Raw genomic sequence first — 21398 nt, forward strand, 5'->3', positions numbered from 1 at the left:
AAGTATACAAAAAAAGGAGATGACTAAATTTTCCAACAACGAAGAAGGAAAGTTTGTATTTTGGAATGATGATGTGCTTTGGTATGGTTATTGTTATGGTATTTTATAATCTAGCTATTAACGGATTGATTGGTGTAATGTCATTTCATGACATTCTTATTCAGATTACTATTGGATTTATCGTTTTCATCCTATTAGATATCTTTATTGTGGGTCCAGTTGCGAAAAAAATCACTTTTAGCTTACCTTTTGACAAGTCGAAGAAAGCCTATGTAATTATTTCGATTTCGTTCTTTATGGTCGTAGGAATGGTTCTTCTAATGTCCCTTTATGCCTTAGGAGTTTCTTATGTCATGAACAGCCTTAGTACAGAGTCATTCATGTTAAGCTACTTGTTTACGGTTATTAAAAATTTCGTTTTTGCGTTTCCGGTACAATTGATTATAATAGGACCGTTAGTTCGCTATTTATTTATGAAATTTGTTAAAAAATCAAAAGTTTTAAAAGCCGTATAGATTAAAGTTGGAATAACCTTACATTTTTGATATATGTATTGACGGGTCCTATAAAAGTGTCAGGTTTTCTTTATCAAATCATCAGGAAGGTAGGGAAAACAGTGAAGTATGAACAGTTGGCTAAAGGCATCATCGAGAACGTCGGTGGCAAAGAAAATGTTATCAGTGTAGTACATTGAATAACAAGATTACGTTTCAAGTTGAAAGATGAAAGCAAGGCACAAACAGAAGCAAATCAAAAACATGGAAAGATTAGACTAATTTTTTAGGGTTCTAAGGTTTTAAAAAAAGTTGTTTTTTTGAGAGCACTGAAAAAGTTTACTTTTTTTAGTGCTCTCTCTAAGGGCTTTTTAGAAAAGAACAGTTGTTTTCGGTTTTTTAAAAGGAGAAAATGAAGCACATTGCATCAGAGATGGAACTTTATTAAAGTAAGCTGGTGAAGTATGTAAAGAAAATGCTACTGCGCTAAGCAAGGGGTTACTTTTTCAGATCTCGGAGGTTGTATGAGCATGGAGCAGCCGCTATCGGATGTTAGTGCACGTTAAACTATTTATTATCATTCATCACATCTAAATTTAGTCCCCTCTTGCATCTAAGTCCTACCTATATATTCCATTAAAGAGTCGCCTCGTATGCCCCTAAGTTTCCTAACATGTCAAACATAGAATGTATTTTTTAAAGGTGATCAACGATTCTTTCTTTTTAGCTATAAAAATAACCTTCTACTATTGATGTAGAAGGCTAAAGACGACATTTTTCCGTAACGGTCGCAATCAGTTTGCCGAGCTCGCTCTTAAATCCGACGTTGAAACCGTAGTACTCGTTATATGTAAGAGCATTAGAAAACCTTATTTTGGCGGGACTGTGTAGGAATCGAACCTACCGGAGACGGCACGCGCCTCCCGTGCGGTTTTGAAGTTGAAACGCGCTGGTTGACGGAGTTTAGGTTCCGCTCAATCATGCGTCAAATCAACGAAAATCAATCGTTGCCGCACGAATTTCCGAAAAGTACCGCTGTGGTTTACGGCTTGTCCTACGTAGTGCAATTCCTTTTGCGTAATATTAGATTAGCATATTCGGTAAAGAAAGTCTATCGCGTCACTCTCCGCGAAAACTTGACGTAAATTCGACGGAAATCTAACGCAGAAAACGTATATTAACGAAAGTAGACGTATTAATTGTTCGTTAATTATTCAAATTTATATATTTATTTGTCGTATTCGTTCGTGTTTAATTGAAGTATTGAAGAAAGGAGAAGAATTATATGGCGCGAAGACAAAATAAGTTAACGGAAAATGATTTGAGTGGTATCTCGGGATTTTTAAGTTTTGAGGAGGCGGTTGATCTATTATTACAAAACTGTAAGATAAAGAATTTAAGAGAGCATACGATTAAGTTTTATAAAAATGAATTGAGTCGCTCAAAGAAGTTATTCGATTTGCAGTCTATTAATACAAGAATAGATAAAATAACAGAAAAGAATATTCGAACGAATATAATTGATTACATGAGGTTGATAGAGGGGCGGACAGTAGTTAGTGTTAATTCGCGGTTACGTGCATTGAGAAGGTTGTTTAATTTCTTGCATGAAAACGGATATATCGTAATTAATCCAATGTATTCAATAACTCCATTAAAAACGGATAAGAGGGACCAGCCAAACTTAAACACAGAACAAATTCATGCTTTATTAATGCAACCGGACCAATCTACATTTACTGGATTTAGGGATTTCACGTTAATGTTGCTTTTTCTTGAGACTGGAATAAGAATTAATGAACTAATACATATAAAGGTTAATGATATTTTATGGGAGGAGCATTTATTACGAGTTTCACACGCGAAGAATAGGACTGAGCGCTTTGTTCCTTTCCAAGAAAAAATGAAGAAACGTCTCCTCGATTATATAAAATTACGTGGTGATGTTAAGACAGATGCTCTTTTTGTGACAATTGACGGTAAACCTCTCTCAACGCGTAGAATACAAGAATGGATTTCGGAGTATGCGGATAAAGCCGGAATACATGACGTCAAAGTGTCACCTCACTGTTTTCGTTATACTTTCGTCAAATACGCCGTCAAGGGAGGAGCAAATATCTTCGTCATTCAAGAAATACTTGGCCATAAGACACTTGATATGGTACGTCATTATTACAACGTTTATGGACGCGATAAGATTGACGAACATAAAAAATTCTCAATTGCTGACAGAGTTCTCAAGTAAATTAAATATTGAAACGCGACTAAATAAGTAGTAAATTAGTATTATTACATATTAATGGGGGTTTTGTATGAAATTAGTAGGCTTTAGAAGCAAGAAACCGTGGAAAATGGGCTGTGCGGGTTTTTTCTACGCGTTTGTATTATTAGTTATTGTTATTGCGATTATAGACCCGTCAACGGAAGAGAACGCAGAGCCGGCGTCTGCTGACGTAGAGGCGGAAGAGCCGGAAGAGGTTGAGGAGGAAGTCACAGAGCCGCAAGAAGAAGAACCAACGCCAGAGCCGGAGCCAGTCGAACTTGAAGGCGAAGCGCTACTTGAACAAATCGTTATCGACGAGCTGGGCGAAAAGACTAATAACGACTCACCGACATACGAGTCAATCGCGTTAAATGATTATGCGGAAGACCCGAATAAGAAAGTAATCCTTCTAACGTTAAACGGTAACGACAACTTCACCGCGAATATGATGAAAAAGGGAATGTGGATTGACTCTATCGGACTATTGGAGCAACTGAATGATAATTTCGATATTCAAGAAGTCGCGTTTAGATGGCAATTACCGTTAACTGACGAGTTTGGAAATACAGAGAATGGCGAAGTCTTACGCATTAATTTGTACGGAGACACTATCGACAAGATTAATTTCGACGGCTTCTTGCACGATAATTTACCGTCTGTCGCCGATGAGTATTGGGAGCATCCAGCGTTCAGCAATTAAAGCTAACAACGAAAAGACCGTCTTAATTGGCGGTCTTCTCTACGTCAATTCCTTCTCTATCCTCCGCAATATTCCGTTTATGTCGCGGTGAATACGGCTGCCACTAAACCGCACCACCCGCCATCCATTGCGCCTCAAATACGCATTCTTACGCCTGTCATGCGCTTTTTGTCGCGGACTACTATGATACGCCCTACCGTCGCACTCTATCGCTATCCGCTGCGGAACGAGCGCCAGGTCTATCCGATATTTACCGCATGGCACTTGCGTTCTTGGCACATAGCCTCGGCTCACCAACGCATCATATAAGCGACGCTCTATCGGCGACTCACATTGATGACGCGGTGACCACGTAGACGACGGCTTCGGCTTCCGCTCGTGTAGCACGAATAGGACGAGACATACCGCAATGAGTCCGAAAAAGATAACGTAGTCCATCACATAACATCACCGTTATTAGTATCGCCAATTATAAATCGAAAAAGTCGTCGGTCCTTGCATTGGGGTCTATTTCGCGAATTGCTTTCATTATTTTCTTAATTGTGCGGGCCGTTGGTTCGTGTTCCGAATCGCCAGCAGCTAGACGGCTTACAGTGTTTCGACCAAGACCTGACTTCTTCATTAACCATTCCTGAGACATTCCTCTCTTATCTAACCATTTTCCTAATTTTGAACGTGGTTTACCTCCGAATAATCCAAACATATCTATTACCTCTCTCGTATTTTTACAATCATCTTGGACAAAATAATAATATCTTATACATGTTTGGTGAAAATTTTTACTAAGTTTAGTGAAAGGTAGACAAGCAATCGACATATAACTATTAGTGAAGTAGCAACAGCAGTCGAAATAACGCGTCCGTCTATTAATCAATAGAAGTAGTTACAGAAGTTTAAAGTGCAATATGCGTTATAGCGGTTTTTGTTTGTCCAATAGCAAGTAAGTCGATAATCTGTAAGTCTGTTAATAAAGAAAAGGGGAGGAGGAAGAGAAGAAGGGGAGCGCGAGGGGAAGAAGAGAAGGAGGAACCAACAACATGAAGAGAGCAGAAACTATAAATTTTCAGAATTTTATGGATGGCTCGTACACCAAGAAAAGGAAAGTTACTAACGTGTCCCTATTATCCGCAGTGACTGTATTTAGTCCATCGTCTATCTTTAATCCTCCGCCAGCCATTGAGGCGGCCTATATCGGAATGTTAGCAATTGGTGGCTTACTAGTAGGCGTAGCTGTACTAGAACGCGTTTTAGTCATATTCGGCAAGCAAGACATTGCGAAAGATATATCGGACTTTGTAAAGACGATATTGCCGTGGGCGCTTATCGGCGGTCTGATTCTTTTTGTTATATCAAATCCGTTAATGTAGAGGTGACATCATGAAGTTATTGGCGTTATTAGAGCAGCGGAAAACGGAGAAGTTATTGCGGAAGAAGCTAGTCGAATGTTTTGGCGTAGCGGGGCTTTATTATCTATACGAAAGCGAGAAGTTTAAGCGGAAGATATATCCGAAGATTCATTCGGCGCGAAATTTGGAAGGACGCATCGAGTATGTATTTACGTTATTGAACGGAATGGACCCGAAAGAGACAAAGAAAAAAGAGTACGTCTTTTATCAAATATTCGGACGCACTCTCAAAATAGAAACGGACGGTATTAAGAAATATATTCTCACAATCTACGCGGAATCACTGGCGAAAGAGATTAAGTGGAATTGGGACGTTATTTCTCCCAATTTGAGAGGAACAAAACTCCCGATATATTGCGGCAAGGACGTCAACAACGAACATGTCGCCTATGACATGGTCAAGAATCCGCATTTATTGATTGCGGGCGAAACTGGCTCCGGTAAGTCGACGCAAGTACGGTCGGTGCTTACTACGTTGATAAAACGGACGATGTCGAACGATTTACACCTTTACCTCGCAGACTTGAAACGGTCAGAGTTTCATTTATTCAGACGCGTGGAGCATGTAAAGGCGGTATGTACGAAAGTAAGTGAGTTGAAACGTGTTCTCGCGTATCTAAAGAAGGAGACGGAGCTACGAGGTGATTTGCTCGATAAGTACGAAGTCATGCATGTTGATGATTTACCGGAACATGAGCGCGTCCCTTATATCGTGCTTTGTATTGACGAAGTGGCGCTGTTGAAGGACGAAAAAGACGTCATGGCGGTAGTGGAGGACATTTCCGCGATAGGTCGGGCGCTTGGTATGTTTTTGATTCTTTCAATGCAACGGCCGGACGCGAAAGTATTGGACGGTAAGTTAAAAATCAACCTAACGGTCCGTATGGGCTTTAGATGTGCCGATTTAACTAACAGCCGCATAGTAGGGACGCCAGGAGCCGAAAAGATAGAATCGAGCCAGGGAGGGCGTTTCTTACTCAAATTAGAGCGGCTGACGGAGGTGCAGGCGCCTTATTTGGACGATGTGAACGCGAAGAAGGAATTGGAGCCGTATAAGATTGTGCCAATTTGGCACGAAGTTTCAGTTGACAAGAATTTGACGCCTGAAAAAACGGAAGATGATTCAGTCGAGCAAGACTGCGCACCTGAAAACGAACCGACCGCCCCGCAACTCGGACTATTAGACGAGGAGGAAGATAACCATGCGTAAACGTGACCGCGACATTATCAAAGCCTTAGAGCAATTCCGCTGTCTATCTCGCGACCAAGTAGCCACCCTATATTTCGGCCATACGAAAAATGCGGTCAATAACGCTAATGTCACGCTCAAAAGACTACGCGACCGAGGCTATATTGACGCTAATGTGGAACGCCAGCCCTTCGTCTACTTTCCGAAGCCAGCCACGATAAAGAAGACCGGCAATAAAGTCGACCACTTTTTGAAAATGGCGGACGTGTATACCGAATTGGCGAAGCATGCTAAACCGCGACGCTTTGACATTGAGCCACGTTATGAAGCGGAGATAAGGCCGGACGTGTTTACGATATGGAAAGGGGCGCCGTTCTTTATCGAGGTGCAGAATAGCGTGTATAGCGCAAATGTGATGCGGAAGAAGCTAGACCGTTACCAAGCGTTCTATAATAGTGATGAGTGGCACAATTTCGACTGGCAGCCGCAAGGGAAGGAGCCGATATTTCCGTACGTACTTATCGTGAGTGATACGAAATATAAGGCGGAGGGGACCGACTTTCGCGTGTTCCAGGCACGTAGTGTTGAGGATTTCGTGAAGAGTATCGGAGCATAAAAAAGAGCCTGCCAATTATTCGGCGGGCTTTTCTCGTTTGTATATAAGAAGGTCACCTGGCGTTAGGTCAAGGCCTTCGCAAAGTTTTTCTAATGTTTCGTAATCGATTCGTTTTGACGCATTCGATTGAAAACCTTTTATTGTGTTTCGGCTGACGCCTGTTTTTTCGACGACGTCTTTATTTGATAACCCGCGTTTTTCCATAATTTCGCCAAGTCTACAATAAATCATAAAAAAAACCTCCAAAATTATCATGTCAGAATGTTGACATGTTGATAACGAGCATGTATTATGTAACTAACAGGTCAGGATGTTGACATTTAGACAAGTTAACTTTCATACACACATAAACATTTTAACATTCAGGAGGTTATTAGACTATGAAATTGTCAAAGTTGGATCTGGAATCGCTCGAAATGGATATCGCACACATGCGTCGCCTCGGCTCGGTGGACGAATATGTAGCGTCATCTAATACCGGCTATCACTCGTTATTAATCTCTCGCGTTGAACGCCTATTAATCGAATTAAAAGGAGATGCTTAATCATGAAAAAACATTTAATCGGATTCCGTTATGACGCTTCTATCAACCTATTAGGACTCGGCTCTTATGTTGTTACTCTCGCGGCTACTGGTCAGCAACAAGTTATTCCATACTCGGATTTTCAATCTTTCTTCGTCGAAACTGGCTTCGTTAGCGCGGACTCAGTTTGTGGCGGCGCATATTGCGAAGAGGAAATCCTCGAAGAATTCGACTTCGTCATTTCTGGCGCAAAAGGTGTTGCTCTATGCGCAAGCTAATCGTCGTTCCGGCTCGCTATACGATGTACGAAATGGACGGCCCTGACCAACACGAAATACATAATTTTGACGGCTATCTCGATATTGTTCACGCTCAAATCTTTTACGTACTTGACGGCGTATTACGCATGTCATCATTTGACTACGATACGTCTGACGGCGTTTATGTCGTTAACGGCCATTCGTCGGTTTATCTCATGAACGTATCTGACCCGGACAATTACAATTTTGAACGCTTCCTGACGTTTTATGACCGGCTGCATGAGACGAGCCTATTCCGTTTCTTGTTTGCGTATTACGACCGACGTAATGACGAGAACTTGCGGCTCGAACGTATGATGTAGCGCGTCTGTTATACATTTGGCGGAACTAAGGACCCGGCTAATGATGTGATTCGCCTTAGCTGCGCCAAGTATATAACGTAATCCGGTCGTGCGGTGGGCGGAGGTAACTTTTGGCGGAGTTACTTGCGCCGACAATATGACAGAGACGGTTGTAACGTGGGCGGAGTGAGCGACGAGGGATAATACCACCATTTAATAAGATGATAGTATTTTGTTTGGAGCGCTCGCTGTGCCGACGATATAACCTTGTACCGCGACTAATATCGCGAAGAGTCGGGCGGCAAACCGGCTAGAGTGGAGCGGCCTTTTGGCGGGGCCGTTCTACTTCAAAAAAAAAATTAAAGTAGATTAATTGAATAATTTTTAAAGCTTGCACCAGTCAGGCTTATTCAGTGTGCCTTCTTGTATATTATAATAGAACATGTGTTCTCATAAGTCAACAAAAAATTGAAAAGTTTTCTAATTAATTTTTCTTTCGTGAAAATTCCTCACTTGGCTAATCGAGTCCGTAAGATATTGTGAAGATGAAAATAATTGGCGTAAAAATCCCCAATTAACCATTCGAGTCTGTAAGATATTGTGAAGAAAAAAAATCAACGAAAATGTGCGAAACGGAAAGTTGCTTCGCATAATAGAGTAGGACGAAAAAAAAGTTTTCGTTAGAATTGTCCCAACACACAAGAAGTCAAGCACTATATATAAGTAACAGGCGAAAAGTTTCACGCAGACCATTAATTTCGACGATGCCGGCACGATTAAATAAGTAAGGGAGGAGATAAGGTGACCGAATTATAAAGTAAGAGTAAAAAAGTCTTGCGAAAACTGTCCCAAATTTAGGCGCGTTGTTGGTTAGTTATAGTAAGAGCGAAAAACTTCCGACAAAAACGTAAAATTCACGGACATTGAAACGTTTAAATATGTGTAGGCGATAAAATCTCGTGAACGTTAAATATTCCGAAAAAAAATTCCCCCTATTTTTTGACGATTTCGATTTACGGGGGTATAACTTATGAACACATTCCGATGATGGTCGGGCCCGCCGGAGGTTTGTACGTAACCAAACTATTAAATTACGAAAAAGGAGCGATTTAATATGGAACAATTGGTGATTCAACTTGATGAAGCCGTTAAAAAAGCGGATGAGGTTTTAGCTTACTCGATTAGTAATTGGAGGAAACTGATTACTGAGTACCCAAGCAATGAACGTGTCTTATTCCTCTCGTCGCAATCGGTGGAAATGGCGCATATCTATTCCTATATGACTAGAGCAGTTAGTGGGATTTGTACTTATGTTACGGGAGGGAATCAAGAACTTGCTTCATCCAATCTATATGATATCTTTCAAGAAATTGACAATTCGCACACGGAAACTCCTAACGAAAGGTCAAAAGTTTCTTATGAAGTTATTTTTGGTGCTATGAGCGCAGTTAAGGAAGATAACTTAGAAGATGCGAGAAAGTATTTAGGAACTATGGCACAAATTGCTGATATGACGCGCTTATCAATTCTTGAGCATATGGAAGCACTTGAACAATTGGTTGATGAGTCAGGTCTTCATTAATACTTTCGTAAGTCGTAAGTTAACTATAAAAACGAAAAAGGAGTGATTTAATATGGGATTTGAACCAGTAAATGCAGAAGGTAAATTTGGTGACTACGTTATATCAACTCGGACATCAGAACCGGTTACTCAAGAATCATTAGAAGAAGGGATTTCCGGCATATCAGAAGTTAAGCTTTCCGTAAACGAGGAATTTTTACGCGAGGGTGGTTGGGTTCCGTGCAAGGTTGAAGCTGAATTCGTAGACCGTGAAAAAGTGACTCTTACGGAATTCGATGCGCCATTTCTTAAATCGTTAACACTAACGACAGGTGATGCGCACGAATTAGCTAATGCGTTGGAATATGCAGCGGGAGAACTAAGACGGCAATACAGTGAAAACGCAAAGCTAATCGGACAAGTTTCCAGCAGTGAAATTAATTAAGAGGAGAGATGAAGAATGACTAAAAAATTATACCTATGGGTTTTTACAGGTGATTTATTATCTAAGGGACTCTTAAAAAGTGATGCTCGGATGCTTCAAATTATTATGCCGTGTAATCCGACATCTCCTAAATGTGTTTGGGCTGAAAATGAAGTCGACGCCGAAAATCTTGCTATTAAATGGTGCGAGGAAGAAATAAAGAAAAATAAGAATTGGGGAATATTGAAATCTCCACAAGTACAAGTAGGAGTTGAAGTATTCGGCGAAGCAGTAAACGTAAATTCTATTGGGAAAGTTTTGGAATTAAGCAACTCTACAATAGATTTGCGCAAATTAGTCTTTAGTACAAATCCGATAGATTATTCAATTTCCCGAACGGACGATGTAATCAATCCACAGGATGAATACGGGGTAAAGGAATTAACCGAAGATGAATTGGCGGATATAAGGCGTTCTAGTTTTACGGTTATTCATTAAAAAGGGCAAGCTGCCGGCAGACCTCCGCTGTTTGTCGGCTCCTTATTCGCAATATTCAAAATAAAAATACGGAGGTTTTTATATGTTAAACTACATCAATTTACAAGATACAGCAGTTGAAAATCAATATCGTGGCGCGGGATATGCGTTTTTAGTTGTAGAAAATGGAGTACCTACAAAATTGATCTATGAAAATAGCGAATGTCCTGCGATTGATAAAGAATTAAGCGGAGATGAAATCTTCCAATTATTCGATGAACATTCGATAGATTTTAATAAACTGGAACGTAATAAAGGCAAAATTTTTAGGGGAATGTGTAGTTGTTATCAGTTTGTATTACCGGAAATTTTCATTGATACAACGGAGGAGGAGTGTATTAAGTGACCGAGCCAGTTAAACGTGAATACACGAAATCATATCCGAATGACAAACGCGCTCTACTAGACGGCCACAATTACGAAATGTATAACCTGGACGTTATGCGGAAGGTGTTCCCGCGCATTATAAACGAAGTAGCCGTGATTCAAGGTCGGTCACAACGTAAATATCAGACGAGAGATATTATATCGATATATTTCTTTCTTCTCTCGTATATTGACGGCAATTTTGAACGGAAGGACGGGGAAATAAACGAACGATTCGGGGCGGCATTTCCAAGTTACGAGAAGATAACGGCGGACCTAAACATTGACCATCGGAGAATACGTTTGTTAGTCGATATCCTTGTCATTAACGGTCTTATCTCGGAGACGCGCGACCATTGGGAGGGGACTAGGCGTTCGAAGTGGTACTTTGTCTCATTCTGTCCGCGAATTAGTGACGATGGATACGTCGTTAATGATGACGGAGAGCGAATTGTGCCTGACTATTCGGCGATTGATTGGCGGTAGATACGTCTAACGTATATACGGGTAAGTACGTCTAATGTATCTATGCATTGGTACATCTATCGTATTAGTAAACATACCAAATGAAACATACCAAGAAGAAACATACCAACAAAAGATAGCGAGGGTAAATTCGAAGAAGAACAATGGCGGGAAGAAAACCACTTCCCTTAGACTGCGTTCGTATAACTCACTTGTCTATATACCTTCGCGCCAAGTTCTTTTATATAAAAGATAACGCGATAAAGTGAGAGTAAGAGAATGTGATGCGCCACAATTTGAATCGGAGGGGATAACAATGGCACCGAAATTAAGCAAGCGTTGGTCCACATTCGTCACGCCACAAGAAAGAGACGTACAACGCGCACTTGAAGCGTTTTGGTACGAACATTATACGAAGGAATACGATACCTCGCGCCGGAACGAACTGGTGGAAGAGTTTGCTTTCAAATGGCTCGATAATTCGAAAATAAAAGCGGACAGGCCTTTTATCCGCCATCCGGCCACAAAGAAGCGCCAGTACAACCGAGAGTATACGGTTGGCGAAATATTGGCCGACTTCATAATGCGCGTGGACCAGGTAGAAGAGCGTTCGAAAGAATATCCGATAAGTAATCCGGACCATAAACTAACAGGTGAACGAGATAGGGAGGCGCAAGAGCGTGCGATATTTTTTCAATGGGAAGAGGATGCGCTGGATAAAGAGCGAGGAGAAACGGTGCCGCCATATTCCGTGAAGGAGAGTGATTTCGCGCAAGATTGTTCGATTGAGGACATTTTATTTTCGGAGGAAGTGCCGTGCGTTAAAGCGTTCCGCGGTCGGTTGCGTAAGGTGAAGCGGTTTGCCGAGTTTTATGCGACGAGTTTCGCAGAAGAATACGGATATGATAAGCGAGAAATTTTGCGTAGAATAAGAGTGTTAAATTTAGATAGAGTTAGAGAGTGTCTAGTGTGCGGTGGTGCATTTTATGCGCGAGACATGAGGATGATTTACTGCGATTGCCAACAAGATAAGGGGAGTATTCGCTCGACGTGTCAGAGAATTGCTAATAATAGTGGCTATTTAGTACAGGAAAAGTCCATTATATAATAGGAGCCCTTTTTTAAAAGGGTGATTGTAAAATAATTTATAATATGTAAGGAGGGCTATATATGACGGGCGAAATGGTGGAGGCAATCAGAGCGGTAAAAGGACTTACACAACAACAATTTGCTGATGAAATCGGTTGTAGCTCTGTATTAATCTCTTTAGTGGAAAACGGCAAAAGGAATGTATCAAAAGGATTAAGGTATAAGATTCTTAAATGTTATGAGGTGGATGAGAGTGTTATTACGTTGATTGAAAGAGGGAAAAAACTTACTGCATTTTAATTTTTCAAGTCTGTGACAATAAAAGTGTATATTTACCCAATTTAAATATTATCATTGGAAAACGGAGGTGTCAACAGTTAATACAGAAATGTACGAACATGAAGTATTTTTCACCGAACTATACGATTACGTCGCAGCCAACGTCAATTTTCAAACGTATCACGACATGACGGAGGAGAAGCGCGAGAAACTACGAGTAAGAATGACGATTCTCGCGTGTAAGAAATTCGCACCGAAAAAGAACTACGGCATCCTACGCGAAGAGGTTTACGATTTTGTTAGCGATGTTATCGAGCATGAATATAGGGGGCGGCAGATTGAGTCTGATTAACGACATTCAACGCCTCGCCCGCAATCAATGCGCCACATTTAATGCGGCGACCGATTCCGATTGTTTGCGAGATTGTCAGTGCATCTATTTCCGCGCCGAGGGTGGCCGGTGTTCGTATTTTGAGAATTGCGTCTTGGCCGGAAATGAGGCGTTACATGCTCGCTACTGGAACGCGCTCGGAAATACGGACGTAAGCGCCGATTATTGTGTCAACTGTCGCGAACCGTATGAGCGGAAGTCCAATCAACGTTACTGTACTGATTGTGGTAAGAAAATTGCTCACGAAAAAAAGAAGAAGCGTGACAGAGAATATCGAGCTAGAAAGAGGGCAGAGAATCGACGCTTCGCCCCATAAATCAAGCAATTTAAGCACGATATTAAAGCGATAGAGCAACGTTACTAAGAGCCGAGTATGTTTGGTTGGGTTACGTTTATTTGGCGTTCAAATGCGTCGAGGGAGGCGGTCGAATGTGCGAGCGAATAAAGGTGAACGAAATAACGATTGGAGATATTCGAAACTCAATCGGGCGCACTTATGAAGCGCGGTATTGTCCCGATAAGCAAACCATTCACGAAATCAAAACGGAGGTCGAACCGATGAAAAAGGCGTTAGTACGTTACACGATTGAGCGAACAGAAAGCGGAAGTTATAACGTTATCGCGACGATTTACAACGTGGAAACAGACGTAATTGACGACAAGTGGGTGAAGGCCTATCGCGATTCCTGGTCGCTTGACCGAATCTACGAAGACTGTAGGCGGAAGCTTAACGAGCTTTGCGAACTTTTATGTTATGACGAGGCGGAACACCGTTTCGGCCAAATTAAGGAGGCGGAAGAATGTCAGACGAATCAGTAATCGGACTACCAAGCTTTGACAATAGAAAGCGAGAATATAAGCCGTGGCAAGGCGATAAGGAAATGTTAGAAGCGTTGTCCTATATCAAAGGGACACGGTTCCGATGTCCGCGCAAGCAGACGGGGCCGCAGCGCCAGCCGAATCCGAATCGATTGAAGTGGTTCAATGAGGAGGGCGGTTACGGAGTTACAGTCGGTGACGTTTTCGTTCATATAAGTAACGTTGTCGAAGGAACGCCAGTACAAGGCGCGACTGTGGAATGTGACGTCGTGGAGACAAAGAAGGGCAAGATGGGCTTGAATGTACGAATTAATAACAAAAGAGGAGTTCGATAATATGAATCAAGTAGAAATCTATATAACAGGAAGCAATGACCACGGATTAACGCCAGGCTATATTTACCCGCAAGATGAGCATATTGCTGAATCGCTTGTTAAGAACGGACAAGCGAAAAAGGTCGACTATGCTACGTTAACCGATGTGAGAACGAAAATGGACGCTATTACCGCAGAACATGAAGCGAAAATTGAGGCTGTTAAAGCTGATACCCGTTTCACTGACGAAGGAAAGGCGGAACAAATCGAAGCTTTAGAAGAGCAGTATCACGCGGAAATGACGAAGCAAGCCGAAGAGTACAAGCGGCGCCTCAACGTATTAAAAGAAACGGCGACAGAGAAGGCGCAGCAAAAAGGAGACAGCGGCATTAGTCCTGATGAGGCACGTCAGGAAGCAGGAATCAACCTCGCGAAGATAGACCGCTTGCCATTGTCTACGGTTAATAGTCACACAGATTCACTCGAATTAAGTCCGGTGGTAGCCCGTGAAATGCTAGCGAACTGGATGCAGATTAAGTCGGCAATGACTGATAAATTGAGTGCCGAGCCGTCATTACAGGAAAGACAGTCGCTACAATCAGCGCTTAACGCGATTCATAGCAAGTTAGAAAGTTTGTCGCAGACTGACGGGCAGAGAGAAGCGAGCCACGAATTACGTATGTTGGAGGCGTTAGAGCAACGCGGGACTTATACGCCAGTCCGTTCGGCTGCTAGGTCGTACTATCAACAATTAAAGGCGAAAGGTAGAGTGCGTTAGGCTTTGAAGCTTGACGCTCTTTTTATTTTCCGCGTGATGATGCGTGGGACCTACGCGCGTCGGAATGACTTTATAAAAACGAAAAGGGGAAATGAAAATGAGAATTAAAGTAAAAATAGAAGCGCACTCATTCCTGCATGGTATTGAAGACGAAAAGGAAGCTAACAACAGTGTCAAGGTTAAAATCATTCCGATTGATAATGCGGATCCAAAGATAGTAGCTATTCCGCACTCCTGTGATTCTAAAGAACTTCCATTAGACTCACTTATCTATTCAGCGTTACTTAAAGGGTTATTCTTGTTTAAAACAATGAATCCTAGTATTGAAATTGAAGATATTGAGCTTGATTTCAAAGCTACTCACGCAGATTTTTATAGTGGCAACGAGGCGGAACCGGTCGATAAGAGCCAAAAATATCTGAAAGAACTTAAAATTGCTATTGATGGAATAAGAAAAGTTCAAATTTAAATTAGGAGAGGTGCCCTTATTGGCGCTTCTTTTTATATCTACGTGACGACGCGTGGGACTTCTAGGTGGCGAAATGACTTAGAGCGTCCTTCGGGGCGCTATTTCTATTTTATCGAAGGGTGAGTGATAGTTTGTCGGAACAACACCATAACGAAGTTGGTCGTATAGTCAGTGAGATTCAACCGTTTCTTGCCGGCTATCTCATTAAGCAAGTATCCGCATGTGAAGACGGAGAAATAAGCGCCCAGGAACTTATCAATCAATGTACGTTCATCGAGCGTAAAATTGACGGAGCAGTGTCTGCATTATTTAAAGTGCGGTTTCCTCGCGTCAAACAGCGTCGGAATTTGAGCGTGTTGCGTCAGTCGTTCCTTGAATACAAGAAGGCGGCCGGCGAAGTAAAGACGGCGTTAGAAAAAGGCGAAAACAGAATGACGCAGATTGTAAGAAACCTAGAAAAAGCAAGTAAACTCGCAAATAAATATGCCGAGTTAACGTTTAAGGACCGCATGAAACATGGATAGCGGTTCTTTTTTTTTATTACCAAAGGTCAAAGTTAATCAAAGTCAAACAATGGAAGGGTGAATAAGATGGCAGACATCAGCTTCGAGATATCAGCAGTGGATAAATTTTCGAAAATTTTTGATGACCTTGAGAAAAATGTGTCCGGTGTGGCTGATATTTCGAAAACAGCAGGAACCGCACTAACCGCTATGGGCGTCGCCGGTGCGGCCGGTTTAGCAGCAGTAACAAAAATGGCGGGCGATTATGACGGTCTAATGCGTAATGTTAACACAATGACGCAATTAGGCGAAGAACAATTTAACTCAATGAAGAACGAGGTAATCGACCTCTCGAAACGTGTTCCGGAATCAGCGGGCAAGTTAGCGGAAGGTCTTTATGGCGTTGTATCAGCCGGAGTTCCAGCGGTTGACCAAATATCATTTCTTGAGACAGCCGCCAAAGCCGCCGCCGCCGGTATTTCCGACACAGGGACGGCCGTTAACGCGACAACGGGGCTTATTAAAGCGTACGGACTTGAATTTAGTGCCGCGGAAAGTATCTCCGATAAGCTATTCCAGACCGTCAAACTCGGTCAAACGACATTCGACGAAATGGCGTCAAGTGTTGGAGGGGTGGCTCCAATTGCGGGACAACTCGGCGTAAGCATGGACGAGTTAATGGCCGTTTACGCGACACTTACCGGAGTTACGGGTAATACGAGCGAAGTAACAACGCAATTTAAAGGGGCGCTATCCAATATCTTAAAACCGTCGGCACAGGCTGCGGAATTGGCCGAAGAATTAGGCTTAGAATTCAACGCGGCGGCTATACAGTCGAAAGGATTCGCGGGCTTTTTGGAAGACGTGAAGACGGCAACCGGCGGAAACTCCGAGCAGATGGCGACGCTATTCGGCTCGACCGAAGCGCTAGGTCTTATGATGGCATTAACCGGCGAACAGTCAGCGGACTTTACCGCGAAACTTGAAGAGATGGCCGGCTCGGCGGGGGCAATGACAGACGCCTTCGAGGAGCAAAGCAAGAGTCTAGGCGCGCAATGGCAAGTTATGAAGAATCAGTTGTTTGCCGTCGCTGAAACATTAGGACGACAATTCCTTCCTTATGCGATACAGGCGGTGCAATGGATTTCGAATATTGTCTCGCGTATTACGGAACTTAACCCTAATCTAACGACAATGGCGGCTGCGGTTATGGCTGGCGTTACAGCGTTTGGATTAATCGTGGGGCCGATTCTGTTAGCGATTGGATTCTTGCCGACATTGACTGCGGGAATGACCGCTCTTGCTGGCGTTGTAGGTTTGACAGCGGGTGGACTTATTATCTTGTCCGCGAAGATATTAGCCGTTGTTGCGGTTCTCGCTACGATTGGAGCCGCGCTCGTTTATGCGTATAAACACGTTGATTGGTTTAGAAACGGAATCGATACCGCGTGGGAGCAGATTAAAAACGCATTCGATTCGGCGCTAGTCTTCATTAAGAACGTCGTAAATAACGTTATGACCGCCGTTTCATCATTCATCGGCGCGCAACTAGAAAAGATTACCGCATTTTGGGACGAAAATGGTGCGATGATTGTGCAAGCAACTCAGAACGTATTTAACGTTATTCGGACGGTCATAGAGACGGTGCTAGGGGCGGTATGGGCCGTAATGAAATTCGTTTGGCCGGCAGTCCAGGCACTAGTTGAGATGACTTGGAACGCAATTAAAGGCGTCATTGAGGGCGTAATTAACGTTATTCTTGGTATCGTAAAGTTCTTTGCGGCGCTCTTCACCGGAAACTGGTCGGCAATGTGGGACGCAGTTAAACAAATTGTTAGCGGGGCTTTACAAGCCGTTTGGAACTTTATTCAACTCGGTCTAATAGGACGCGTCATGGGCGTTGTTAAGACATTCTCGACCTTATTTCGCGGTGCCTTCTCTAGCGTATTCTCGACCGTGGCGAATATCGTGAAAGGGTCGATTGCTCGCGTGAAGGGCTTCATATCCGACGGAATTAAGGGCGCGCTGAACATTATTAACGGACTAAAGAATTCGTTCTTTAACGCGGGTAAAGGCTTAATCGACATGATTGTCAAAGGTATTACGAGTTCGATTAGTAAAGTAACGGATGCAATTACTAACGTAACGTCTACGATTCGTAACATGCTGCCGTTTTCACCTGCGAAAGATGGGCCGATGATAGAGGGCGACGAACAAACGAGACAGAACGCAGAAAACGGTGCAATGCTCGTCAAACACTTCTCTAACGCGGATATCAAAATAGACTTAGGTGGTGCTATGGTGATATGACGCTAGTATTAACGGCGGGGCTTGGCTCCGCTTTTTCTATTATGACGTCGGATGAGCGGATTTTATATAGGTTCGGTCGTATATCCATTCCGACGAAACAAGAAGGCGAGAAGGTGTTCAAGATAACGGAGTCTGTTTTGCTCGGATGGGGCGCTGATTTCGACCTAGCGGAACAGATTCGTTTAAAGGTAACAGACCGCGTCAAGCCCGATTCATTCTTAGAGGATTGTAAACAAGCGCTAGAAGACGTGATTGACGAACTCAGACCAAAACGTCATAAGTCGGCTATCTTAATGAGCGGATTTTATAGCAACGGTTCGAGCGGTATGATTCTTTATAATGGCGGTGAAGTGAAGGAGCTAAAACAGGCGCCAAGTGAGTATCGATACGCATTATTACCGCCAACGGCCGATTATACAGCAAAGCAGAACGACTATTTCTACTTGCCGGAGTTTTTTGAACAGGAAGCGTATGACGCGTGTTTTTCCGGATTAGATTACGGCGGATTCTTGCAGACCGCGATTCAACTTATCGTCAATAAACTCGTAATGATTCACGCGACAATATCATATCTGCAGAAACGTGAAGTGTCGCCGACCGGCTACTATTACGTCATTTATAAAGACGCGACGGGGCAATTGCAGACGTTGACTGGCGAATATGATACGGGAACAATTCAGGAGCAATTGACGCAATAATAACGAGGCTGTCCGCTTAGGTGGGCGGCTTCTCTCTTATGTTAAAATGTTTCACACCTTTTATAGTTTATAGAAGTATATTATTGTGAACGCTAGTTTACTATTTAAACAACCTTTGGTATAATATTGCCAACAACTGCATATACTATATTACCATTTACCATCATTATGGACAGGCGGTGATTAGTGTGTGTAATAAAGGGGAGAAGAGAATGATTAAAACAGCTACTGTCGCTAAACGTGTTTCTGTTCCTGTTAAAAAATCTGGTTGGAAAAGAATGGCTGAAATCGCTGAACAAAGCATGAATCAAAACAACTACACTATTGAAGATGTCCGTAAAGATTTAAGGGAGATTAGAGATAGTTACTAAACAAATTCCTCTAGTTATTCCTGATACTAATATCTTTATTAATGCTTTGTTCGGTAGAGGAATGTTTAAAAATGATTCAATGATATTAGAACTAGAAGAACGAGGAACGATACAATTTGGGTTTACCCATCATACTCAGAATGAGTTATACGTAGTTGTTTGTAGAAAGATAACTGAAAGCAGTATTTTTGAATGTAAAGAGTTCTTTGTTTTTTTAAATGAGATTTTTGATCGTTCAAAAGTTATTGATTCGGCTAGTAAGTTAGAAAAGCTGTCAACTGATAAGGGTGATCAGTTTTTCATTGAGGCAGCAGTTGAGATGAACGCTACTTATTTAGTAACCAATGATGCTCAAAACGGTTTATTGGAACTAGGAGAATATCAAGGAGTTAAAATTGTTAAGCCCGAAAAGCTAATAAAACAATTAATTAAAGTTAAGTCATAACCTCCCCCACTCAACAATGAGTCATGTGGGAGGTTTTTTAGTGTTGACACAATATATTATTGTTGATTTACAAATATTAAGAGTCTGTCTAAACAACATATATTTCTTTTCTTTTTTTTATTAATTACAGTTAAATAGCGTATATCGGAGTGATACGTATGAATAAACAACCGCCATTAGATGATCGTCATTACTTAGCGATAGAACTATTACTGACGATTGGGCGTCGTAATAAAGGATTGAACCGGGCTGCAATCGCTAAACAATGCGGCGTCTCACGAATGCAATTATATCGTTGGGAGCAGCGTAAAGACTTTCAAAAAGCGTTAAAGAAGCGGACAAAGCAAAAGCATCGGAAGATGTTTCCGAAACGGACGACTCTCGCTGAAATGGCGCTACAAGGGGACGAGAAATCGGCGCTCCAGCTACTCGAAGCTTGCGACTTGCTGACGAAGGAAAAGCGTTAAAATTGGCCGGAACGTCTACGGCATTAACCTTTTCGCGAATACGACCTAGTTACATTTCTGTATATTTTCGCGATTTTTTGTAAGCGAGGGGTCGAGACGGACGCTTTTCCGAGACTTTTTCAGAGGGAGGGATAGACGCAACAAACTAAAAAGTGTACGTTTTAAGGGATAAATACATATAATATAAGTTAGCGTAAGAGAACGAAGGGAACAACGGCAGTAATCGGACAGCGTCGTCTTTTACTCTGTAACGTATCGGGAGTAGTGTCGAGTATATATAAGAAGAAACTCGTCATTTTACGAATTATTACGGTTACGATACGTTACGAATGGGCGCTATCAGGTGTCCGTCTATGTCCGAATTACGAGCGCGTGGGGTCCGAACACTTCGAAAAGTCAGCCGAAGCCCTCCGGAAGAGACAGGCCGCGAAAACTCAGGGGGTCAAAAAAAGACGACCTACTAGGCCGCCTTAGTAGTATCATCGCCATCGTTAGTGATGAAGAATTTAATTAAATTTTCCAAAATGGTTGCTAACGCTATAATCATAACTCCTTTTAATAGTAGAGGCTGCAATTCCTCTATTAGCATTTTTTGATTAGAGTCAACTAATTTAATTTGAAAATACAAACCAACTAGTGAAACGACCTGGCCGGAGATTTTTATAAATAGAATGAGTTTAGATATAATTTTTATAATCAAATTGATCTCTCCTTCCGTTCATTTAACGCGCGATACAATGCGCCTTTACTAACGCCAGTCATTTCGGTTATTTCCGCGATAGTGTGTTTCTCCGAATCGTATAACGTTATAGCTTGCGTCAGCTTCCTCTTATCCGTCTTAGGGCGGCCACCTTTGCGACCTCTTGCCCGTGCTGCTTCAAGTCCCGCCTTTGTCCGTTCCTTTATCATATCGCGTTCTAATTCGGCGATAACGCCAATCATCTTGAACATCGCTTTACCCGTCGGCGTCGTCGTGTCCATTCCGTCTTGAATACTAACAAGTTTCGCGCCAATGTTATCGATGTGTTCCGATACTTCGATTAGTTTCTTAGTGGAGCGTGCGAGTCGGTCTAGCTTATATACGACTAGCTTATCGCCCTCTCTTAGTACGTCTAACGCGCGAGCCAGTTCCTCTCTATCGTCCTTACCTCCGCTTGCCTTCTCCGTATAGATACGTTCACAGCCGGCCTTTTCTAACGCGTCCATTTGTAGGTCGAGCGATTGGTCCGCAGTTGATACGCGAGCATAACCGATAATCATAGAACATTCCGCCTCTCATCGTTTCATTACCTTTATAGTACGGAAACGTGCGTTAAAAG

Annotated in this window: 31 protein-coding genes and 1 pseudogene; 27 read left to right on the top strand and 5 right to left on the bottom strand. The window is 42.3% G+C overall.

The window, feature by feature from the left end:
* Window positions 1-32: 32 nt before the first annotated feature.
* The 3 genes and pseudogenes from B1R93_RS17445 to B1R93_RS17455 form a co-directional block, all read left to right on the top strand.
* Window positions 33-515 (top strand): annotated as a pseudogene (locus B1R93_RS17445) (DUF2798 domain-containing protein); the annotation flags it as partial.
* Between the two features lie 1264 nt (window positions 516-1779).
* Window positions 1780-2739, top strand: a complete 960-nt coding sequence (locus B1R93_RS17450) for a tyrosine-type recombinase/integrase (RefSeq protein ID WP_088105225.1) — start codon at window positions 1780-1782, stop codon at window positions 2737-2739.
* A gap of 67 nt (window positions 2740-2806) precedes the next feature.
* Complete coding sequence (locus B1R93_RS17455) at window positions 2807-3457, top strand: hypothetical protein (RefSeq protein WP_088105226.1); 651 nt, start codon at window positions 2807-2809, stop codon at window positions 3455-3457.
* Between the two features lie 39 nt (window positions 3458-3496).
* Here B1R93_RS17455 and B1R93_RS17460 read toward each other — a convergent pair whose 3' ends face one another.
* Together B1R93_RS17460 and B1R93_RS17465 are read right to left on the bottom strand one after the other, a co-directional pair.
* Window positions 3497-3895, bottom strand: a complete 399-nt coding sequence (locus B1R93_RS17460; RefSeq protein ID WP_088105227.1) for an endonuclease domain-containing protein — start codon at window positions 3893-3895, stop codon at window positions 3497-3499.
* A 31-nt stretch (window positions 3896-3926) separates the two neighbouring features.
* Window positions 3927-4160: a helix-turn-helix domain-containing protein gene (locus tag B1R93_RS17465; RefSeq protein ID WP_088105228.1), complete on the bottom strand. Its 234-nt coding sequence runs from the start codon at window positions 4158-4160 to the stop codon at window positions 3927-3929.
* Window positions 4161-4494: 334 nt separating this feature from the next.
* On the opposite strand from B1R93_RS17465, the gene B1R93_RS17470 reads away from it, so the two are divergent.
* From B1R93_RS17470 to B1R93_RS17480, 3 genes are read left to right on the top strand one after another with little or no spacing between them, the layout of a single operon-like run.
* A complete protein-coding gene (locus B1R93_RS17470; protein ID WP_088105229.1) occupies window positions 4495-4824 on the top strand; it encodes a hypothetical protein in 330 nt (109 codons plus the stop codon).
* Between the two features lie 10 nt (window positions 4825-4834).
* Window positions 4835-6073 (top strand): FtsK/SpoIIIE domain-containing protein, encoded by a 1239-nt coding sequence (locus B1R93_RS17475; protein ID WP_088105230.1) that lies wholly within the window; start codon window positions 4835-4837, stop codon window positions 6071-6073.
* Window positions 6066-6668 carry a replication-relaxation family protein gene (locus B1R93_RS17480; protein WP_088105231.1) on the top strand — a complete coding sequence of 201 codons (603 nt, stop codon included), beginning with the start codon at window positions 6066-6068 and terminating at the stop codon, window positions 6666-6668. The genes B1R93_RS17475 and B1R93_RS17480 overlap by 8 nt, the downstream gene beginning before the upstream one ends.
* Window positions 6669-6683: 15 nt before the next feature.
* Here the strand turns inward: B1R93_RS17480 and B1R93_RS17485 are convergent, their stop codons facing one another.
* On the bottom strand, window positions 6684-6899 hold the full coding sequence (locus B1R93_RS17485; protein WP_088105232.1) for a helix-turn-helix domain-containing protein: 216 nt from the start codon (window positions 6897-6899) through the stop codon (window positions 6684-6686).
* Between the two features lie 185 nt (window positions 6900-7084).
* On the opposite strand from B1R93_RS17485, the gene B1R93_RS23730 reads away from it, so the two are divergent.
* The 21 genes from B1R93_RS23730 to B1R93_RS17585 all read left to right on the top strand — a co-directional run bounded on the left by B1R93_RS23730 (window position 7085) and on the right by B1R93_RS17585 (window position 20079).
* Window positions 7085-7213, top strand: coding sequence for a hypothetical protein (locus tag B1R93_RS23730; RefSeq protein ID WP_280949492.1), 129 nt, complete (start codon window positions 7085-7087; stop codon window positions 7211-7213).
* 2 nt (window positions 7214-7215) lie between these two features.
* Window positions 7216-7470 carry a hypothetical protein gene (locus B1R93_RS17490; RefSeq protein WP_088105233.1) on the top strand — a complete coding sequence of 85 codons (255 nt, stop codon included), beginning with the start codon at window positions 7216-7218 and terminating at the stop codon, window positions 7468-7470.
* The gene (locus B1R93_RS17495; RefSeq protein WP_088105234.1) at window positions 7458-7814 is read left to right on the top strand and encodes a hypothetical protein; all 357 of its coding nucleotides are present in this window, start codon (window positions 7458-7460) and stop codon (window positions 7812-7814) included. Before B1R93_RS17490 ends, B1R93_RS17495 begins: the two co-directional genes overlap by 13 nt.
* A gap of 1093 nt (window positions 7815-8907) precedes the next feature.
* On the top strand, window positions 8908-9375 hold the full coding sequence (locus B1R93_RS17500; RefSeq protein ID WP_088105235.1) for a hypothetical protein: 468 nt from the start codon (window positions 8908-8910) through the stop codon (window positions 9373-9375).
* A gap of 52 nt (window positions 9376-9427) precedes the next feature.
* The gene (locus tag B1R93_RS17505) at window positions 9428-9799 is read left to right on the top strand and encodes a hypothetical protein (RefSeq protein ID WP_088105236.1); all 372 of its coding nucleotides are present in this window, start codon (window positions 9428-9430) and stop codon (window positions 9797-9799) included.
* Window positions 9800-9814: 15 nt separating this feature from the next.
* Window positions 9815-10276 (top strand): hypothetical protein, encoded by a 462-nt coding sequence (locus B1R93_RS17510; protein ID WP_088105237.1) that lies wholly within the window; start codon window positions 9815-9817, stop codon window positions 10274-10276.
* A gap of 82 nt (window positions 10277-10358) precedes the next feature.
* Complete coding sequence (locus B1R93_RS17515) at window positions 10359-10661, top strand: hypothetical protein (RefSeq protein WP_088105238.1); 303 nt, start codon at window positions 10359-10361, stop codon at window positions 10659-10661.
* Window positions 10658-11167 carry a hypothetical protein gene (locus B1R93_RS17520; protein ID WP_088105239.1) on the top strand — a complete coding sequence of 170 codons (510 nt, stop codon included), beginning with the start codon at window positions 10658-10660 and terminating at the stop codon, window positions 11165-11167. Before B1R93_RS17515 ends, B1R93_RS17520 begins: the two co-directional genes overlap by 4 nt.
* 295 nt (window positions 11168-11462) lie before the next feature.
* Complete coding sequence (locus B1R93_RS17525; protein WP_088105240.1) at window positions 11463-12254, top strand: hypothetical protein; 792 nt, start codon at window positions 11463-11465, stop codon at window positions 12252-12254.
* 62 nt (window positions 12255-12316) lie between these two features.
* Window positions 12317-12535, top strand: a complete 219-nt coding sequence (locus B1R93_RS17530) for a helix-turn-helix transcriptional regulator (RefSeq protein ID WP_088105241.1) — start codon at window positions 12317-12319, stop codon at window positions 12533-12535.
* A 67-nt stretch (window positions 12536-12602) separates the two neighbouring features.
* The gene (locus B1R93_RS17535; RefSeq protein ID WP_133058675.1) at window positions 12603-12866 is read left to right on the top strand and encodes a hypothetical protein; all 264 of its coding nucleotides are present in this window, start codon (window positions 12603-12605) and stop codon (window positions 12864-12866) included.
* 468 nt (window positions 12867-13334) lie between these two features.
* The gene (locus B1R93_RS17545) at window positions 13335-13724 is read left to right on the top strand and encodes a hypothetical protein (protein WP_088105244.1); all 390 of its coding nucleotides are present in this window, start codon (window positions 13335-13337) and stop codon (window positions 13722-13724) included.
* Window positions 13706-14059, top strand: a complete 354-nt coding sequence (locus tag B1R93_RS23510; protein WP_088105245.1) for a cold shock domain-containing protein — start codon at window positions 13706-13708, stop codon at window positions 14057-14059. The genes B1R93_RS17545 and B1R93_RS23510 overlap by 19 nt, the downstream gene beginning before the upstream one ends.
* Window position 14060: 1 nt before the next feature.
* The gene (locus tag B1R93_RS17555) at window positions 14061-14816 is read left to right on the top strand and encodes a hypothetical protein (RefSeq protein WP_088105246.1); all 756 of its coding nucleotides are present in this window, start codon (window positions 14061-14063) and stop codon (window positions 14814-14816) included.
* Between the two features lie 97 nt (window positions 14817-14913).
* Window positions 14914-15285 carry a hypothetical protein gene (locus B1R93_RS17560; protein WP_088105247.1) on the top strand — a complete coding sequence of 124 codons (372 nt, stop codon included), beginning with the start codon at window positions 14914-14916 and terminating at the stop codon, window positions 15283-15285.
* 131 nt (window positions 15286-15416) lie between these two features.
* On the top strand, window positions 15417-15809 hold the full coding sequence (locus B1R93_RS17565; protein ID WP_088105248.1) for a hypothetical protein: 393 nt from the start codon (window positions 15417-15419) through the stop codon (window positions 15807-15809).
* 66 nt (window positions 15810-15875) lie between these two features.
* The gene (locus tag B1R93_RS17570; RefSeq protein WP_088105249.1) at window positions 15876-18098 is read left to right on the top strand and encodes a phage tail tape measure protein; all 2223 of its coding nucleotides are present in this window, start codon (window positions 15876-15878) and stop codon (window positions 18096-18098) included.
* On the top strand, window positions 18095-18796 hold the full coding sequence (locus B1R93_RS17575) for a hypothetical protein (protein WP_088105250.1): 702 nt from the start codon (window positions 18095-18097) through the stop codon (window positions 18794-18796). The genes B1R93_RS17570 and B1R93_RS17575 overlap by 4 nt, the downstream gene beginning before the upstream one ends.
* A gap of 212 nt (window positions 18797-19008) precedes the next feature.
* Complete coding sequence (locus tag B1R93_RS23090) at window positions 19009-19167, top strand: hypothetical protein (protein ID WP_165763861.1); 159 nt, start codon at window positions 19009-19011, stop codon at window positions 19165-19167.
* Window positions 19168-19183: 16 nt separating this feature from the next.
* Entirely contained in the window at window positions 19184-19612 is a 429-nt protein-coding gene (locus tag B1R93_RS17580; protein WP_280949505.1) for a PIN domain-containing protein, read from the top strand.
* A gap of 158 nt (window positions 19613-19770) precedes the next feature.
* Window positions 19771-20079, top strand: coding sequence for a phBC6A51 family helix-turn-helix protein (locus B1R93_RS17585; protein ID WP_088105252.1), 309 nt, complete (start codon window positions 19771-19773; stop codon window positions 20077-20079).
* Window positions 20080-20539: 460 nt separating this feature from the next.
* On the opposite strand, the gene B1R93_RS17590 is transcribed toward B1R93_RS17585, so the two are convergent.
* Window positions 20540-20779 (bottom strand): hypothetical protein, encoded by a 240-nt coding sequence (locus tag B1R93_RS17590; protein WP_088105253.1) that lies wholly within the window; start codon window positions 20777-20779, stop codon window positions 20540-20542.
* A complete protein-coding gene (locus tag B1R93_RS17595) occupies window positions 20776-21339 on the bottom strand; it encodes a recombinase family protein (RefSeq protein ID WP_088105254.1) in 564 nt (187 codons plus the stop codon). The genes B1R93_RS17590 and B1R93_RS17595 overlap by 4 nt, the downstream gene beginning before the upstream one ends.
* Window positions 21340-21398: the final 59 nt, after the last annotated feature.

It is taken from the genome of Halalkalibacter urbisdiaboli (assembly GCF_002156385.1).
GTDB lineage: Bacteria > Bacillota > Bacilli > Bacillales > Bacillaceae_D > Halalkalibacter_A > Halalkalibacter_A urbisdiaboli.